Below are 16,154 nucleotides of genomic sequence, written 5' to 3'. Positions count from 1 at the left end.
TCAGGCGTCTATACCCAGGTTGATGACGGCGAGGTAGGAACCGTCCGACTGCTTTTCGACGGTCATGAGGCCAGTGTCGTCGTAGATGCCGTCGCTGGCGTTGTTTGTGTTGTTCTCACGACCGGTGTGCTCGCTGTACGGGGACTGCGAGTACACCTCGTCGAGGAGCGTCTCGTCGAAGAAGGTCTGCGACGTCAGGACCGTCTTCTTGTCGATGTGCACCTTGACGTGGATGTGGGTGGTGCGGCCCATGTACCAGCCAGGGAAGATGGTGGTGAACTGCGCGATTCCGTTTGCATCGGTGGTCTGGGCTCCGCGCAGGTAGGTGCCGTCGTCGGTGGTGGTGGCTTCGGTGTCGCCGACGCTGTACGAACCGTCCGACGTCTCGCCAGAACCGCCCATGCCGCCGCCCATCCCACCGGGTGCGCCTGACGGAGGTTCGCCCATTCCGCCGGCCGGGGGAGTTCCGCCGCCACCGCCGCCGTTGGCGCTCAGCGAACCGGATTCGAAACCGGAGTACACGCCGCCGGCGTCGCAGTGCCAGATCTCGACGACGGCGTTAGAGACCGCGCCGATGCTGCCGTCGACGTTGCACTGACTGTTGTCCTGCACGCGCATTGCCACCTGGAGTGTGGTGCCCGGACGGTCTTCGCGGATGTCGCCGCGAATGGAGTCGACGTCGAACCAGTAGGGACCCTGCGTCTCTTCTTTGCTCATGACGCACTGAGGCGCCTTGGCCAGAAGTGCGGTGACGACATCGCCGGACGTGGCTGCGGCGGAAGTTCCGGACGTGGTTGTCGTCGATGCAGCCGCAGTCGAAGTCGTCGGGGCGGTGCCACTGTTACCGGAACACGCTGCGATGAGCCCGCCCAGGCTGATGGTTCCGCCGAGCGCGAGGGCCCGTCGACGGCTCACGCGTAGCCGGCTTGCTTCGATGTCTTTGTTCACGCCGCTGTACCTCCATTGTGTGGGCTGTTGTCTCAATGGTGGACGGGCGACCTGGTTCGGAACTGGTTATCCGCTGTGAACTTGCTGGGAGAGCATCTGAATGCTCGAGGTGGCCCGTACGTAGACCTGTCCGCCGTCGTCGACGATGCGAGTTTCGATCAGTGCGAGCCTGCGCCCGGCACGAATCACGACGGCCTCGGCGCGCATGATCGGCCCACCGATGTCGGGGGAGCGCAGGAAGTCGATCTTGTGGTCGAGGACGCGATAGTCCTGATCGATGCTGGTCAGGGTTTGTGCTGCCAGACCGGTGACGGCATCGACCGCCGAGATCAGGACACCGCCCTGAACAGCACCCAGTGGGTTGGCCATCCAGGTGACCGGGGCGAACTCGCCCACGACGGAACCCGGGGTCACGTCGACGACCGCAAGATCGAGGAGTCCGGCGAGCGGGCCGCGTTCGAGTTTGCCGTCGCGGATTCCTTCGACGACGTCGGATCCGGACAGCCCGCGCAGGTTGCTCGTCTTTTCCGGCGTCGGGACGGGCAGTGGCTCACCCTCCACGTAGTCGTCGATTCCCACGACGGGAGGACGCGAGACCACCATGGCGCGGCCGGCCATCACGGCCAGGAGGGTGCCGTTGTCGTCGTGAAGTTGCCCGGATGCCAGACCGACGCCGTCGTCGAGATGGACGAGTGTGCCGGTGGCACCGATGTCTGCGAGGGCCGGGATGTCTGCGCCGGCACTGACCGTGACCTGCGCAAGTACGGACTGATGCCCGGAAGTCAGTCCCGAGTACACCGCGCCGCCCATGGCTCCGTCGATCATGACTCCGATGGAACCGAGCACGGTCTTGCCACGGTGATCGTGGAATCGCGGGCCGACGGACTGGACGAAGGCCAGGTCCCCGGGCGCAACCGACACGGCACGCACACCCATCAAGGTGTTGAGGGGGTCAAGCTTCTTGACGGGCGCGGCGGAGTTGTCGATGCTCATCCGTCGAGTATCTCCAGGGCGCACAGTCCGGCCGAGACCGGGTCTCAACCTCCGATACGGGAATGCATTTCCCAGACGAGGACTTCGGCCCCGGCGTCGGAGGTCAGTTGCTGCCCACCCGAATCGCTCAACCGGACGGCATCGCCCTCGTACAGTGTGCCGACGCCCTCCATCTCGGCAGTGCCCTGCGCGACGAAGACGTGCAGGAACGGTGCGCTGGGAAGATGTACAGAGGTGCCGGGCAGAATGCGTGCGACGTGCATGGCGGCGTTCTTGTTGTTGATGCGAATCGCCGAATGATCCTTGTAGCGACCCATTCCGGAGGCAACCGGGATCAGACCGCCGCGCAGCAATTCGTCGTCGATCTCGAGTTGTTCGTACCCGGGAGTCAGTCCACCTTCGTCCGGGACCACCCACATCTGGATGAAATGCACGGGATCGGAATGCTGTTCGCCGCCAAGACGCCACGAATCGTTCTTCTCGCTGTGCATGATTCCGGTGCCGGCGCTCATGCGCTGGGCGAGCCCTGGATAGATGACGCCGGTGTGGCCGATGGAATCCTGGTGCACGAGCGAACCGCGAAGAACCCACGTCACGATTTCCATGTCCTTGTGCGGATGGGTATCGAAGCCGGTTCCCGCCAGTACGGTGTCGTCGTTGTTGACCAGTAGCAATCCGTGATGGGTGTTGTCGGGATCGTAGTGCTGCCCGAACGAGAACGAATGCTTCGAATCCAGCCAGGAGACGCGGGATTTCAAGCGATCACCGGAGCGGTGCACATCGATGTGCGGTGTCGTCTGTGGGGCCTGTGCTCGACCAGATGCCATGGCTCCTCCTTCTGTGCCACCGGGATCCATCACTGCCGGATCCACCACTACCGGAATCCACCCTACGACGAACCTGCTGTGTAGTCCGAGCATTGGGCGTACTCGGTTGTGTCGTCAGTTCGTCGACGCGTGCATCTCCCACACGAGTATCTCTGCATCGTCGATCCCCTCGACTCTTTGACCGCCAGCATCCTTGAGACGCAACGAATCTCCCGGACCGAGCAATCCGACTCCCTCGACGTCGACCGTGCCGCCGGCGACGAAGCCGTGCACGTACGGTGCGTCCGGCAGGAATACCGACCCGCCGGTCTCGAGGCGTGCAACATGAAGGGCCGCATGTTTGTTGTGCAGGCTTATCGCGCTGTGATCACGATGCGCGGGCATCCCCGACGCCAGGGTGATCAGGCCACCGGCGTCGAGTTCGGAATTGATGTCGAGTTCTTGATAACTCGGAGTCACTCCGGATTCGTCCGGCGGTATCCACATCTGAACGAGGTGAACGGGTTCGGTGACACGTGAGCCGTCGGCGCGCCAGCGATCGTTGCGTTCGGAGTGCAGGATTCCCGTACCGGCACTCATTCTTTGCGCGAGGCCTCGATGGATGACTCCGGAGTGCCCAGCGGAATCCTGGTGAACCAGAGATCCGCTGAGCACCCACGTCACGATCTCGGTGTCGCGGTGCTGATGAGTGTCGAAACCGGAGTCGGCTTCGATGATGTCGTCGTTGTTCACCAACAGAAGTCCGTGCGCGTACGCGGCGTGATCGAAGTTTCCGGCAAAGGGGAAACTGTGACGTGCCGTGAGCCAGCCGTAGTTGAGATGCGCACGTTCGTATGCTCGTTGGACGACTACCGACGACATGTCAGCTCAGGGTCTCGTGTGCCGCCGGGATGGATCCGAGGCGTCCGGCTTGAAAGTCCTCGAAAGCCTGCATGACCTCGGACTTGGTGTTCATGACGAACGGCCCGGCCATGGCGATGGGTTCGCGGATCGGCTTGCCGCCGAGGATGAAGACCTCGAGGGATTCGGTCCGTGAATCCTGGCGATCGGAAGCGGCGACGGTGATGGAGTCACCACGTCCGAAGACAGCTGTCTGTCCGACACGAATGGGCCGGCGCTCGGCCCCGACCGTGCCTTCGCCGGCGAGGACGTAGACGATCGCGTTGAACTCGGGGTTCCAGGGAAGTGTCAGGCTCGCACCCGGGGCCACGGTCGTGTGGGAGAGCGCGATGGGTGTGTATGTCGAACCGGGTCCGGCGTTACCGGCGATGTCTCCGGCGATGACACGTACCAAGGCTCCGCCGTCGGGGGAGGAGAGCAGTGCCACCTTGTTGCCGGTGATGTCCTGGTACCGCGGCGCTGCCATCTTGTTGTCGCGGGGCAGGTTGACCCACAGCTGGACACCATGGAACAGGCCGCCGCTGACGACGAGGTGTTCCGGCGGAGTTTCGATGTGGAGGATGCCGCCACCCGCTGTCATCCACTGGGTGTCGCCGCCGCCGATGATGCCGCCGCCGCCGTTTGAGTCCTGGTGCTCCATGATGCCGTCGATCATGTAGGTGACGGTTTCGAAGCCGCGGTGCGGGTGCCACGGTGTGCCCTTGGGTTCGCCGGGTGCGTAGTTGACTTCGCCCATCTGGTCCATGTGGATGAAGGGGTCGAGGGCGGAGAGGTCGATGCCCGCGAAGGCGCGATGAACGGGGAAGCCTTCACCTTCGTATCCGACCGGTGCGGTGGTGATGCTCTTGACCGGGCGGTCGACTGCTGACGCGGCCGGCTCGTCGAGGCGGGGCAGGGCCAAGATGTTCTCGACTGTCACAGCAGGCATGTCGTACTCCTCGTGTCCGTGAAGCTGAAGTCCGGTAGTTGAGTGTTCAACTATCTCACCAGGAGTCAACAAAGTCGAGCCCCGAGTATTCCCGGGGCCCGGCTGGTGTCTGGATCAGCCTGGTGCCTGGATCAGCGCAACATGCTGCCGAGGGTTTTTGCGGCTGCCACGACCTCGGCGCCCAGCGCTGCTTGGTCCTGAGAGTCGAAGACGGAAATTCCGAGGCTGGAAATGGCGTCGCGGCGTCTGCCGGGGATGACTGCCGAGATTCCCAGGACGGACGGGATGACCTCCCCGACGGTCACTGCGTAGCCGCGTGCGCGTGCGGCCGTCACTTCCTCTCGTTCCCCACTCGTCGGCGGGAGTGAGGCAAGGATGGAAAGCCCGGCGGAGCCGCGGTCGATCGGATCAACCTGCCCTGGGTGGAACGCGACGTGGACTTTGGCGCTGCGCGGTTCGACCACCATCAGGGCGCGCACTTCGGTGTCGCTCTCGCGGACAACCAGGTGCGCTGTCGCCTCGGTGGCCTCGGCGAGTTCTTGAAGAATCGGGCGAGCGAGAGTGCGCAAATCTTGTTCCACCGGTTCGGCAAGGGTGACCAGCCCGGCGCCGAGAGTGACGCGCTTGAAGGAGTCCTTGCGGCACAGGTGATGAGCCTCGAGTGTGCGGATCAATCGATGCGCGACGGTTCGGTGGACTCCCACTCCGTCGGCGATGTCGGTGACCGACAGGCCGTGTGGATAGGACGTCAGGAGTTCCAGGATCTCGAGTCCGTGGTGCAGCGTTCTCGACATGCTCGAGTCCACTTGAACTGCACTTTTGCGCGGTCGGTGTTCCTCGCTCAGCTCTGACATCAAATCCCTTTCTTGACGTTTGTGAGGTATGCCACCTACGCTTTGAACATATCGCACAGTGTGTGCGATTATCGCACACTTTACGGAGCTGTACAACCTTCGGGTGGATGCAGCGCAGCGTGTTCGGAGAGAACCTTCATGAGCAACTACAGCGTCGTGGCAACGGAGGACGTTGTCGCAATCCATCAGCTGTACGGCCACCAGAGTCATTGCATAGACTCTGGGCGCCAGCAGGATTGGGCGCAGACATTCACCGATGGCGGTGAGTTTCATTCCCCCAGTTATCCGGAACCCGTGGTCGGTTTCGCCGACCTAACGGCTTTTGCTGCTCGTTTCTCCGCTGCGGCGGAAGCTGCCGACGAGGTGCATCGTCACGTTCTGACCAATCTCGTCGTCGAGGTGGTGGACGAGAGTGCTCTCACAGTGCACGGGTACCTGCAGATCGTTGCCACCGCTCGCGGCGGAGACTCGCGGCTACTGCGGATGACGACTGTCACAGATCACGTGGTTCGGGTCGGTGAGGAGTGGAAGATCGCCCGCCGCGCCGTCTCCCGCGACGACGCGCCCCGAGCGTTCGAACAAGCTTGAAGTACCGAAATGTTTCTTGCGCAACAATATTCAGTAGGAGAAGTACATCATGACCGAAAGCTCTGACCAGACGAACCCGGGCCGTACCGTAGTGACGCAGATGTCGGCGGTGTACCCGGAGTTGGCAGGCAAGGTCGCAGTGGTGACCGGCGCGGCTCAGGGGATGGGTGCGACGTTCGCCGAAGGACTGGCAACACGCGGCGTACATGTCGTCGGCGCCGACATCAACGAAGAGCAGATGCTCGCCACGGCCGCACGAATCAATACGGACCTGGAATCGAATGCACTGGCGGACAGGCCGGGTCGCGTCGTCGGAGCTCGGGTCGACGTCACCAAGCCGGACGAGCACGAACTGCTTGCGCAGTTGGCGTTGAAGGAGTTCGGCCGGGTCGATTTCTGGATCAACAATGCGGGTATCTTCCCGTTCGCGCTGGCCGAGGAGATCACCCCGGAGCAGATCGGCGCAACGCTGAGTGTCAATGTCGAAGGAGTGCTCTACGGTGCTCAGGCCGCGGCACGCCACCTCGGTCCCGGCGGCGCCATCGTCAACATGTCCTCGGTGTCTGCGCTGCGTGTGCGGAAGGGGAGAGGCGCATACTGCACGTCGAAAGCTGCCGTTGCGCACCTCACGGAGTCTCTCGCAGTGGAGTTCGGCGACAAGGGTATTCGGGTCAACTCCATTGCGCCCGGCTACATCGACACGGCGATGACGAAGTGGGTCCAGGAAGATCCGATCGCGCTCGCGAACGCACTCGACGCGGTACCGCTGCATCGTCTGGGCTCGCCCGAAGAGGTCTTCGGCCCGCTGCTGTTCCTGCTCTCGGACAGCGCGCGTTACGTCACCGGGCACAGCATTGCGGTGGACGGTGGTTCGCGGCATGTCTGAGTCCACGACATATCCCGGCGTCGTTCTCGTTACCGGCGGTGCTGCCGGGATGGGAGCGCATCACGCGCGCACTCTCGCCGCGCGCGGTTCGCACGTCTGCATTGCCGATGTTTCGGATTCATCCGGCGTGGTCGACGACATCGTCGCCGCAGGCGGATCGGCATCCGCTCATCTTCTCGACGTCGCCGATGCCGATGCCTGGGACCGGGTTGTCGACGAAATTCGCACCACCCGTGGGGAACTCGGCGGACTGGTCAACAACGCCGGCATCTCGCGTCGGCTCGAATTCATGGACACCCCGAACGACATCTGGGAACTGACCATGAAGATCAACCTCTTCGGCCCGTTCTACGGTATGAAGGCGGTGGCGCCGCTGATGCGTGAGAGTGGCGGTGGATCGATCGTCAACATCTCGTCCATCGCCGGTCAGATCGGATACTTTTCTCCGGCTTACTCGTCGAGTAAGTGGGGTCTGACCGGTCTGTCGAAGTCGGCCGCGGGGAACTTCGCACAGTGGGGGATTCGCGTCAACTCGGTGCACCCGGGACTGGTCGGTACGGCGCTGCTCGGCGGCGCAAACGATTTCGTCGCCGCGTCACTGAAGTCGGTTCCCTTCGGACGCATGGGAACTCTCGACGAGATCACCGAAGCAGTGCTGTTCCTGCTCTCGAACAGTTCGACCTACACCACCGGTACGGAACTCACTGTCGACGGCGGGTTGGTGTCGAACGGTCTTTACCACCGCATCATCGCGGAGACTGGAGAACTCTCATGACCGAGCACTGGGACGTCGTTGTCATCGGCGGCGGCGGAGCAGGTCTCGCCGCTGCGGTGTCGGCGGCTGAAGAAGGCGCATCCGTTCTGCTGTTCGAGTCCGAAACCGAACTCGGTGGATCCACTGCGCTGTCGGCCGGAATCTTCACAGCCGCCGGAACAAGCGTGCAGGCAGGCCTCGGAGTCGACGACTCGGCAGAGAAGTTCTTCCAGCACTACATGGACCTCAACCAGTGGATGCTCTCACCCGGGTTGATTCGTGCGTTCTGCGAAAACGCCGGCCCGACACTGGAATGGCTCATCGGACTCGGCGTCGAGGTTCCCGCGGCGATCTCGGGTAACGCACACCAACCTGGGCTCGCCCAAGCCGGCGTCGAGGACGTCTGGCGCGGCCACGTGCCGAAGGATCAGGGATACGGACTGATTCAAGTGCTGGACAAGGCTCGTCGCAAGCACGGGATCGAGGTCATCTTCGGAACACGGGTGCAGAAGCTGATCGAGGAAGACGGTCGGGTTGTCGGCGTTGTCGCCGACGACATCGAGGTGCCTGCGGGCGCCGTCGTTGTTGCCTCCGGTGGATTCGCGCAAGATCCGGGTTTGGTGGAACGCCACTTCCCGGACGCGAACAAGGCCGGAGATGCCTTGTTCGTCGTCGCAGCCGAGGGGAGTCGCGGAGACCATCTTCGTTTTGCCGAAGACCTCGGCGCTTCCCTGGCGGGCGACGGCTGGGGTCTGATGCTGCCCACCGTCTACTTCCAGCGATTCCACCACTGGCAGGCCGGTTTTCCGCCGAAGTCACGGATCTACGTCAACCAAAACGGCCGTCGATTCATGGACGAGGACAGCTCGTACGCCGTCTCGACCGGCATCATCGACCATCAGGGCGGATACGGGTGGATGATCTTCGACGAGAACGCTCGCGTGAATCTGGCTCCGGGATATGCCGATTGGAATCCCGAACGCATCGAGGAAGAAGTTGCCGCCGGTGGCACGATCCGCGCTGACACGATCGAAGACCTCGCAGTGGCGACGGGTGTTCCGGTTGCGACGCTGACCCAAACTTTGCGTCGATGGAACGAGCAACTGCCCAGCGGCCACGACGACGACTTTCTCCGTCATCGCACGTTGCGGAACAAGGGCGCCGTCGGCAACCCGGATCCTATTGCGACTGCACCGTTCTATGCCGCGAAAATCCTTCCTGCAGAGCTCGTATGCACGCATGCGGGAATGGAGATCGACACCGATGCGGCCGTACTCGGCAGCACGGGAGCACCTATCGAGGGTCTGTACGCGGCCGGTGAGGCCGGCGCCGGAATCCTCGGACTGAGATACGTGGGCGGCGGCAATGCAGTTGCCAACGCTTTGACCATGGGCCGCGTAGCGGGACGTAATGCGGCGAACTACACCAGGACCAGCGCTGACAGCGCACCGGTCCATTCCATCGCGCACTCCTGACGTCCGACGTCTGCGCGGCACCGAATCCAGTCAGTATCCAATCCAGGCAGGGAACAACATGTCAGAGAATGAGACCATGGCGAGAGCCGAATTCACCGAGGGCAGCAGCGTGGCAACCGAACGACAGTCGACGACGAAGGTAATTCGCGCGGCCATCGTCGGTACCGTCGTCGAGTACTACGACTTCGGTATCTACGGGTATATGGCGACCACCATCGCCGCGCTGTTCTTCGTCTCCCACGACCCGAACGCAGCACTGCTCGGTACCTTCGCGGCGTTCGCGGTGGCCTTCTTCCTACGTGTGCCCGGCGGAATCTTCTTCGGCCACATCGGCGACAAGTACGGCCGCAAGAACGCCTTGTCCTGGACCATCCTCCTGATGGTTCTCGCGACAGCCGGAATGGGCTTGCTGCCGACGTACGCCACGCTGGGTGTGTGGGCCACGTCCATCCTCGTTCTGGCTCGTTGCCTTCAGGGCTTCGCGGCCGGCGGTGAACTCGGCGGCGCCAACGCGTTTGTCTCCGAGTCCGCTCCCAAACGGTGGCGTGCGACGCAGACGTCGATGGTCAACACCGGCACCTACCTGGGTTCGCTGGCAGCTTCGCTCATGGCCCTCGGCCTGACCTCGGTGTTTTCGCAAGAACAGATCCTCGAATGGGCTTGGCGCATCCCGTTCCTGCTCAGCCTGCTGATCGGTGGCATCGGTATCTGGATCCGTAGCCAGATGGAAGACACTCCTCAGTTCGAAGAACTGCAGGACAAGGGTGAGACCAAGAAGCTTCCCATCCGGGAACTGCTCAGCACCTCCGGCGGCAGCGTCGTCAAGATCATCATGCTGGGCGCACTCATCACTGGTGGCTATTACATCGCCTCGGTATATGCCGCGACGTACCTGCAGACCACGGGCGGTCATTCGTCGCGGGTTGCCTTCCTTTCCACCTCCCTTGCACTGGTTCTCGGCGTCATCACCTTGCCGATCTCGGGTTACATGGCAGACAAGTACGGGCGTCGGCCGGTGCTGTTCGCCGGTAGTGCCGCCGCAGTGGTTCTCGGTATCCCGATGTTCATGATGATGGCAGGGTCAGGTATCTGGCAGGCGGTAGTCGGTCAGTCTGTTCTCTTCATCTGTGTTTCCGTTGTCAACGGTGCTTCATACGTGACCTATGTCGAGATGCTGAAAGCATCTGTGCGATACAGCGGTCTGGCCCTGGGTAACAACGTTACCAACATGTTCCTCGGCGGCACCGCGCCATTCATCGCCACCTATCTCATCAGCTTGACCGGTAACTCTCTCGCCCCGGCCGGATACTTCGTGTTCTGTGCCGTGATCACCCTCGTCACGGTCTTCTTCATCAAGGAGACCAAGGGTGTTGAACTGCAGGTTGATTGATCACCTCGTGAGAACAGGAGCCTGACCGTGTCCCTCGCTGACAAGCAAGAAATCACCGAAGTTCTGTATCGCTACGCTCGGGCCGTCGATCGGAAAGATTTCGACAGCGTAGCTCTCTGCTACTTCGACGACGCGATAGACAACCACGGTGGCTACATCGGAACCGTCGACGGGCTCATCGAAGACATGAAGCTCAGGCACAAGACGATCGACTCTTCGATTCACTGCATTTCCAACATACTGATAGACGTCAACGGCGATGTCGCTCAGTGCGAGTCGTACTGCTTGTGTTTTCTGCGGCAGGAGCGTTCCGGTACGGATTCGGTGCAGACGCTTGCCACGATCAAGTGCCGTTACGTCGACAGGTTCGAAAGGCGCCGTGGTGAGTGGCGAATCGCCGATCGGATCGTCGTGTTCGACGAATCCCGTGAAGACGTGATCGAAAACGTTCTGCCCACTGACTGGGTGACCCAACGCCGATCCTTCGACGACCCGGTCTATACCAGAACTCCCTGACCGGCCGTGCAGACGAAAGGCCTTCACACACGATGTGTGTGAAGGCCTTTCGCCTGTTAAGCGTTTGATCAGTCCACTACATCCGGTGCAGCGACTTCGGTCAAACAGCCGTTCGAGAGCCTCAGCCAGCGTTGGACCTTCACCTCGGCCAGGAATCTCTTGTCATGACTGACCACCACGAATGCCCCCTGATATGCGTTCAGGGCGCTTTCGAGTTGAGCGACACTCACCAAGTCGAGGTTGTTGGTCGGCTCGTCGAGGAGCAGCAGTTGTGGGGCTGGATCGGCGAAGAGAACGCATGCCAACGTAGCTCGCAATCGTTCACCACCAGAGAGCGCAGCGACTAGTAGATGAGCGCCCGCGCCACGAAAGAGGAAGCGCGCCAGGATGTTCATGCGTTCCGGTGCCGGAAGGCCTGGAGCAGACAATGCAAAGTTCTCGGCGACGGTGCGCGTGGGGTCGAGTAGGTCGAGTCTCTGCGACAGATAGGCCACCCGACCGTCGGCTCGCTTGATCTCACCGGAAGTCGGCGCCAAGTCCCCGTTCACGATTCTCAGTAACGTCGACTTTCCGACGCCGTTCGGCCCGGTCAGGGCGATACGTTCCGGCCCTCGAATGGCCAGGTCAGCTCCGGGGTCGGTGAAGATCGCGCGATCGTCGAACGCGAATTGCATTCGCTCGCCGAGGAATACCGTCCGGCCAGCCGGTACGTGGGTTCCCGGCAATTCGAGCGAAATGGTCTGGTCGTCTCGGAGAGCTCGACCGGCTTGGTCGAGTCGTTCCTTTGCCGCGTCGACCCGGGCGAGGTGTGTCTCGTTGGCCTTGCCGGCCGACTCCTGAGCATTGCGCTTCATGGTCCCCGCAAAGATCTTGGGCAAGCCCGCGTTCCCGAGATTGCGGGCAGCGCTACTTGCGCGTCGTGAAGCGCGTTCTCGGGCCTGCTGCAGTTCGCGCTTCTCGCGCTTGACCTCTTGCTCGGCGTTGCGGATGTTCTTCTCCGCCACTTCGCGAGCCGAGCGTGCCGCAGCTTCGTAGTCGGTGAAATTGCCACCGTAGAAGCTGATCTCGCCACTGTGAAGTTCGGCGATGCGGTCCATGCGGTCGAGTAGTCCTCGATCGTGACTGACTACCAACAGACAACCACTCCAGTCGTCGAGAACGTCGTAAAGCCTGCGGCGCGCGTCCAGGTCGAGGTTGTTGGTGGGTTCGTCGAGGAGAAGGACATCGGGGCGTCGCAGGAGTTGCGCCGCCAGTCCGAGCGAGACGACCTGCCCGCCGCTCAGAGTGTCGAGGCGACGATCGAACGTCATCTCGGCCAAACCGAGTCGACCGAGTTGGGCTCGCGTTCGTTCCTCGATATCCCAGTCGGACCCGATTGTCGTGAAGTGTTCTTCTCGTGTGTCCCCGGATTCGACAGCGTCCAACGCAGCGAGCGTCGGGGCGATGCCCAAGACCTCGGCAATGGTCAGATCGCCCGTCAGCGGCAGGTCCTGCGGAAGGTATCCGAGAACGCCGTCGACGGACACACTGCCGGCGCGTGGCCGCAACTGGCCGGCGATCAATCTGAGCAGAGTGCTTTTCCCGACGCCGTTCTGGGCGATCAGCCCGGTTCGGCCGCCGGGCACGGTGAATGACAATTCGTCGAAGACCGGAGTGTCGTCCGGCCAGGCAAAAGACAGATTCGAGCAAACGATGTAGGTATCGGACATGAATAGACCTCAGGTGTTGTGCGGGCGCGGCAACGCTGCTCCGCAAGGAGTCGGGTAAGTGAACGACAACATGGCCACGACGGCTGCGCTCCGAGGCGTCTGCCGGTGGCCGTCATGCCCGGTTTATCCGGAGATGTCGAGTTCACCAACCATGTCTGATCCTTTTGGTCTGTGTCGTTTCATCCGACGATAACAGGAGCGCGTATTTACATACGAGCAATACCGGCGCAGAGAAGTTCGACCAGTCGTCGATACACCCGATCAGGGTCGGTTCCTGCCGGTTGGCCTTCTACCGATTCGAGGATGCAGAAACCGTGCAGCGCGCTACGAAGAGACCACGCCGCCTGCTCCGAATCATCCGGGCTCAGACCGTATCCCGCGATCACCTTGTTGATGACGTCGACCACCTCGCCGACGGCCGAGACCAGATCGGGATGCGGAGCGGTGGGGTAGCGATCGGTGATGGCGTAGAGACCGGGGTGCGCTCGGACGAAGGCACGCCACGCGTCTGCGAGCGCCATGACGGCGTCGTCGCGCGAGAGACCGACCGCGGCGGCGCGCAGTTGTTCTGCCAGAAGGTTGCGTGCGAAGAGACTGAGTTGATGGTGGACGTCGTCGACCCCGTCGACGTGTTTGTACAGGGCTGACTGCCGGACGTCGAGGGTCTCGGCGAGTTGACTCAGTACCAGAGCGTCGGCCCCTTTGATGTCGACCAGGTCGGCTGCGGCAGCGATCACGCGTTCACGGGTAACCGGAGTTCTCATGCACGCATCTTCCCCGTATAACAGGCCTCATGCGGGTGATACATTATCACCATGAGTGATGAAGTATCGCCACGCGTGCCGTCCGGCGATCAACTACGCCGTCGTGACCTGCGCGTAGTCGTCACCGGTGCATGCATCCTCGGGTTGACCTCGGTGCTCTATGAACTCTCCGGAGTGTCTCCGTCGACGGGTGCATTCTTTCGGTGTCTCTATGCGCTCATCCCCCTCGGCGTGCTCGTGCTCGTCCAGCGCCGCCGGTCACCACGAGCGTCGACGGCGGCGCCCTGGATCGTGAAGTCTCTACTCGCCGGCGCATTCCTCGGAATCGATCTGGTGCTCTGGCACGAGTCGATTCATTCGATCGGAGCAGGTCTTTCGACTGTGATCCTGAACCTGCAGGTGCTGTTCGTCGCAATCCTCGGCTATGTTGTTCTGCGCCAACGGATCGGCCGGGAACTGGTCGCCAGCCTTCCGTTGCTCTTTGTCGGAGTTGCTCTGGTAGCCGGGACGAGTACAACGCTCACAGGGTCGAATCCTGCTGTCGGAGCGTCGTTTGCCGTGATCGCCGCAGGTGCCTACGCGGTCTACATCTTCCTCATGGGGCTGGCTACTCGGGCGGCGGGCAGAACGGCGTTGCCGATGTTCGTCTCGACCGGAGCCACTGCCCTCACGGCAGGTGTCTACGGCCTCGTGAGCGGAACTTTGGATCTGACGCCTTCGCTCGCAGCTCAAGGCTGGCTTGTGCTGCTCGCGTTGGTGTCTCAGGTGATCGGGTGGCTGCTCGTGGCCAGCGCCAGTCAGCGTCTGCCTGCCAGTGCAGTCGCCGCCAGCCTTGTGTTGCAATCGGCGTCGGCGATGGTGTTCGGCGCGGTGCTGCTCGCGCAGACCCCAACTCTCGTCCAACTCGCGGGTGCCGGAATGATTTTGGCCGGAGTGGTTGTGGCGACGCGGATACCCGCGAAGAAGTCCTCGACGACTGTTGTCGGAAAACGAATGGAGACAAGCGTATGACCACGGCGGCTGGCCACATCTACATCAACGGCGACTTCAGGCCCATGGACGGTCCGGTCGGCGATAACCCGACCGCTGTGGCGGTCAAGGACGGCCGATTCGTTGCCCTCGGAACTGACGCCGAGATCTCGGCGCTGACCGATTCCGACACTTCCGTTGTCGATCTCGCCGGCGCGGTGGTTGTGCCGGGGTTCATCGAGACGCACCTTCATCCGATGATGTGGGGTTTGATGCTCAGTGGGGTCGACGCAACGACAAGTGCGTGCCCGACCATCGAGAAGTTGATCACGGCGTTGGCTGCGCGGGCCGCGATCACACCAGTCGGTGATCCGATCGAAGCGTGGGGCTTCGACGACAGCCTCGTGGCGGAAGATCGAGGCCTGACCGCGGCTGATCTGGACAAGGCTTCCACCGAGCATCCGATTCTGGTGCGGCACTTGTCTGCTCACGGGATCTACGTCAACTCGGTCGCGCTGGAGAAGGCCGGGATCGATTCCGCAACGGTCGATCCGGAGGGTGGTGTCATCGTTCGCGACAGTGACGGTGTACCCACTGGTGAACTGTGCGAGGTTCCGGCAATGTCTCTGGTGCACGGCCTTGTTCCGGAGATGAACCCGGATGCGTCCAAGATCGCGATGCTGCGGGCGCAGGAAGTCATGGCGTCGGTGGGCGTGACGAGCTTCCACGACATGTACGTCACGGCCGAGATGTACGAGGCGTACCGGCAACTGGATGCTGAAGGTGACCTGAGGCTGCGTGCGCGCCTCTATCTCGGCCACGGGGTTCACGATCAGTTGGGCGAACTCGCCGATCCGACGACCCGAGTCCAGGTGGGTGGCGTCAAACTCATTTCGGACGGGTCGATCCAGTTGCATACTGCTGCGCTGACCGAGCCGTACCACGATCTCGATGGATGCCACTGCGGCGGAATGGCAATCCCGGCAGGTGCGCTCGGGGCGCTCGTCGAGGAACATCACGCTGCCGGCCGGCAGGTTGCGATTCATACCAATGGTGATCAGGCCATCGATTTTGCACTGGACGCAATTGCCGCGGCGCGGGCAGCGCACCCGGACGTCGAGGTCACACATCGACTCGAGCACGTTCAGACGTTGCGGGAAGATCAGATCGCGCGAATGGTCGAACTCGGGGTGGTGGCGTCGATCTTCGTGAACCACGTCTACTACTGGGGTGACCGGCACCGTGATCGGTTCCTCGGACCGGGCCGCGGCGAGCGGATCAGCCCCGTGGCCTCGGTCGTGGCGGCGGGGCTTGCCTACGCGCTGCATTGCGACTGCCCTGTCACTCCGGTGAACCCGCTCTTCACCATGAACACAGCCGTACATCGAGTGACGCGAGAAGGTCATGTTCTGGGTGCGGAGCAACGGGTTTCCACGTCCGACGCGCTGGCCGGCTACACGAGTGCTGCCGCTCGTCTCACCGGTGAGTCATCGGACAAAGGTCGGATAGCGGTGGGACTTTTGGCGGATTTTGTTGTGCTCGACGGAGATCCGTTGCGGAGCGCTTCTCAGGAATTGAACGAACTGTCGGTCCTGCGCACGGTTGTCGGCGGTGAGACCGTCTTCGAGGCGTAGGGCCTCCGCCTTAGTTGTT

Annotated in this window: 16 protein-coding genes; 8 read left to right on the top strand and 8 right to left on the bottom strand. The window is 62.2% G+C overall.

Annotated features, from left to right (window positions below):
• The 6 genes from R4P65_RS04945 to R4P65_RS04920 form a co-directional block, all read right to left on the bottom strand.
• A complete protein-coding gene (locus tag R4P65_RS04945) occupies positions 1 to 948 on the bottom strand; it encodes an intradiol ring-cleavage dioxygenase (RefSeq protein WP_317825661.1) in 948 nt (315 codons plus the stop codon).
• A gap of 66 nt (positions 949 to 1,014) precedes the next feature.
• Positions 1,015 to 1,941 (bottom strand): hotdog fold thioesterase, encoded by a 927-nt coding sequence (locus R4P65_RS04940; protein WP_317825660.1) that lies wholly within the window; start codon positions 1,939 to 1,941, stop codon positions 1,015 to 1,017.
• Between the two features lie 44 nt (positions 1,942 to 1,985).
• Positions 1,986 to 2,768, bottom strand: a complete 783-nt coding sequence (locus R4P65_RS04935; protein WP_317825659.1) for a pirin family protein — start codon at positions 2,766 to 2,768, stop codon at positions 1,986 to 1,988.
• A gap of 114 nt (positions 2,769 to 2,882) precedes the next feature.
• A complete protein-coding gene (locus R4P65_RS04930) occupies positions 2,883 to 3,629 on the bottom strand; it encodes a pirin family protein (RefSeq protein ID WP_317825658.1) in 747 nt (248 codons plus the stop codon).
• A gap of 1 nt (position 3,630) precedes the next feature.
• The gene (locus R4P65_RS04925; protein WP_230815434.1) at positions 3,631 to 4,596 is read right to left on the bottom strand and encodes a pirin family protein; all 966 of its coding nucleotides are present in this window, start codon (positions 4,594 to 4,596) and stop codon (positions 3,631 to 3,633) included.
• 131 nt (positions 4,597 to 4,727) lie between these two features.
• Complete coding sequence (locus tag R4P65_RS04920) at positions 4,728 to 5,450, bottom strand: IclR family transcriptional regulator (RefSeq protein WP_317825657.1); 723 nt, start codon at positions 5,448 to 5,450, stop codon at positions 4,728 to 4,730.
• A gap of 138 nt (positions 5,451 to 5,588) precedes the next feature.
• Here R4P65_RS04920 and R4P65_RS04915 point away from each other — a divergent pair, with 138 nt between their 5' ends.
• From R4P65_RS04915 to R4P65_RS04890, 6 genes are all read left to right on the top strand, one after another.
• Positions 5,589 to 6,038: a nuclear transport factor 2 family protein gene (locus tag R4P65_RS04915; RefSeq protein ID WP_317825656.1), complete on the top strand. Its 450-nt coding sequence runs from the start codon at positions 5,589 to 5,591 to the stop codon at positions 6,036 to 6,038.
• A 49-nt stretch (positions 6,039 to 6,087) separates the two neighbouring features.
• Positions 6,088 to 6,924 carry an SDR family oxidoreductase gene (locus tag R4P65_RS04910; protein WP_317825655.1) on the top strand — a complete coding sequence of 279 codons (837 nt, stop codon included), beginning with the start codon at positions 6,088 to 6,090 and terminating at the stop codon, positions 6,922 to 6,924.
• A complete protein-coding gene (locus R4P65_RS04905; RefSeq protein WP_317825654.1) occupies positions 6,917 to 7,699 on the top strand; it encodes an SDR family oxidoreductase in 783 nt (260 codons plus the stop codon). Before R4P65_RS04910 ends, R4P65_RS04905 begins: the two co-directional genes overlap by 8 nt.
• Positions 7,696 to 9,153, top strand: a complete 1,458-nt coding sequence (locus R4P65_RS04900; protein ID WP_317825653.1) for an FAD-dependent oxidoreductase — start codon at positions 7,696 to 7,698, stop codon at positions 9,151 to 9,153. The genes R4P65_RS04905 and R4P65_RS04900 overlap by 4 nt, the downstream gene beginning before the upstream one ends.
• A gap of 76 nt (positions 9,154 to 9,229) precedes the next feature.
• Positions 9,230 to 10,543 carry an MFS transporter gene (locus R4P65_RS04895; protein ID WP_317825652.1) on the top strand — a complete coding sequence of 438 codons (1,314 nt, stop codon included), beginning with the start codon at positions 9,230 to 9,232 and terminating at the stop codon, positions 10,541 to 10,543.
• A gap of 27 nt (positions 10,544 to 10,570) precedes the next feature.
• Positions 10,571 to 11,059: a nuclear transport factor 2 family protein gene (locus R4P65_RS04890; protein ID WP_113682517.1), complete on the top strand. Its 489-nt coding sequence runs from the start codon at positions 10,571 to 10,573 to the stop codon at positions 11,057 to 11,059.
• A 68-nt stretch (positions 11,060 to 11,127) separates the two neighbouring features.
• Here the strand turns inward: R4P65_RS04890 and R4P65_RS04885 are convergent, their stop codons facing one another.
• On the bottom strand, positions 11,128 to 12,768 hold the full coding sequence (locus R4P65_RS04885; protein WP_317825651.1) for an ABC-F family ATP-binding cassette domain-containing protein: 1,641 nt from the start codon (positions 12,766 to 12,768) through the stop codon (positions 11,128 to 11,130).
• Positions 12,769 to 12,974: 206 nt separating this feature from the next.
• On the bottom strand, positions 12,975 to 13,532 hold the full coding sequence (locus tag R4P65_RS04880) for a TetR-like C-terminal domain-containing protein (protein ID WP_317825650.1): 558 nt from the start codon (positions 13,530 to 13,532) through the stop codon (positions 12,975 to 12,977).
• Between the two features lie 51 nt (positions 13,533 to 13,583).
• Between R4P65_RS04880 and R4P65_RS04875 the strand changes: the two genes are divergently transcribed.
• Entirely contained in the window at positions 13,584 to 14,543 is a 960-nt protein-coding gene (locus R4P65_RS04875) for a DMT family transporter (RefSeq protein ID WP_317825649.1), read from the top strand.
• Positions 14,540 to 16,135, top strand: coding sequence for an amidohydrolase (locus R4P65_RS04870; protein ID WP_317825648.1), 1,596 nt, complete (start codon positions 14,540 to 14,542; stop codon positions 16,133 to 16,135). Before R4P65_RS04875 ends, R4P65_RS04870 begins: the two co-directional genes overlap by 4 nt.
• Positions 16,136 to 16,154 lie beyond the last annotated feature (19 nt).

Origin of the sequence: Rhodococcus sp. IEGM 1318, assembly GCF_033142465.1 — a bacterium.
Classification (GTDB): Bacteria; Actinomycetota; Actinomycetes; order Mycobacteriales; family Mycobacteriaceae; genus Rhodococcus_F; species Rhodococcus_F qingshengii_B.
This window is presented reverse-complemented; position numbering and strand designations above follow the sequence as displayed.

Coding starts and splice junctions, on each gene's coding strand:
- R4P65_RS04905 (WP_317825654.1), top strand. CDS start 6,917: ATGTCTGAGTCCACGACATATCCCGGCGTCGTTCTCGTTACCGGCGGT.
- R4P65_RS04900 (WP_317825653.1), top strand. CDS start 7,696: ATGACCGAGCACTGGGACGTCGTTGTCATCGGCGGCGGCGGAGCAGGT.
- R4P65_RS04935 (WP_317825659.1), bottom strand. CDS start 2,768: ATGGCATCTGGTCGAGCACAGGCCCCACAGACGACACCGCACATCGAT.
- R4P65_RS04920 (WP_317825657.1), bottom strand. CDS start 5,450: ATGTCAGAGCTGAGCGAGGAACACCGACCGCGCAAAAGTGCAGTTCAA.
- R4P65_RS04875 (WP_317825649.1), top strand. CDS start 13,584: ATGAGTGATGAAGTATCGCCACGCGTGCCGTCCGGCGATCAACTACGC.
- R4P65_RS04940 (WP_317825660.1), bottom strand. CDS start 1,941: ATGAGCATCGACAACTCCGCCGCGCCCGTCAAGAAGCTTGACCCCCTC.
- R4P65_RS04870 (WP_317825648.1), top strand. CDS start 14,540: ATGACCACGGCGGCTGGCCACATCTACATCAACGGCGACTTCAGGCCC.
- R4P65_RS04895 (WP_317825652.1), top strand. CDS start 9,230: ATGGCGAGAGCCGAATTCACCGAGGGCAGCAGCGTGGCAACCGAACGA.
- R4P65_RS04910 (WP_317825655.1), top strand. CDS start 6,088: ATGACCGAAAGCTCTGACCAGACGAACCCGGGCCGTACCGTAGTGACG.
- R4P65_RS04885 (WP_317825651.1), bottom strand. CDS start 12,768: ATGTCCGATACCTACATCGTTTGCTCGAATCTGTCTTTTGCCTGGCCG.
- R4P65_RS04915 (WP_317825656.1), top strand. CDS start 5,589: ATGAGCAACTACAGCGTCGTGGCAACGGAGGACGTTGTCGCAATCCAT.
- R4P65_RS04930 (WP_317825658.1), bottom strand. CDS start 3,629: ATGTCGTCGGTAGTCGTCCAACGAGCATACGAACGTGCGCATCTCAAC.
- R4P65_RS04880 (WP_317825650.1), bottom strand. CDS start 13,532: ATGAGAACTCCGGTTACCCGTGAACGCGTGATCGCTGCCGCAGCCGAC.
- R4P65_RS04925 (WP_230815434.1), bottom strand. CDS start 4,596: ATGCCTGCTGTGACAGTCGAGAACATCTTGGCCCTGCCCCGCCTCGAC.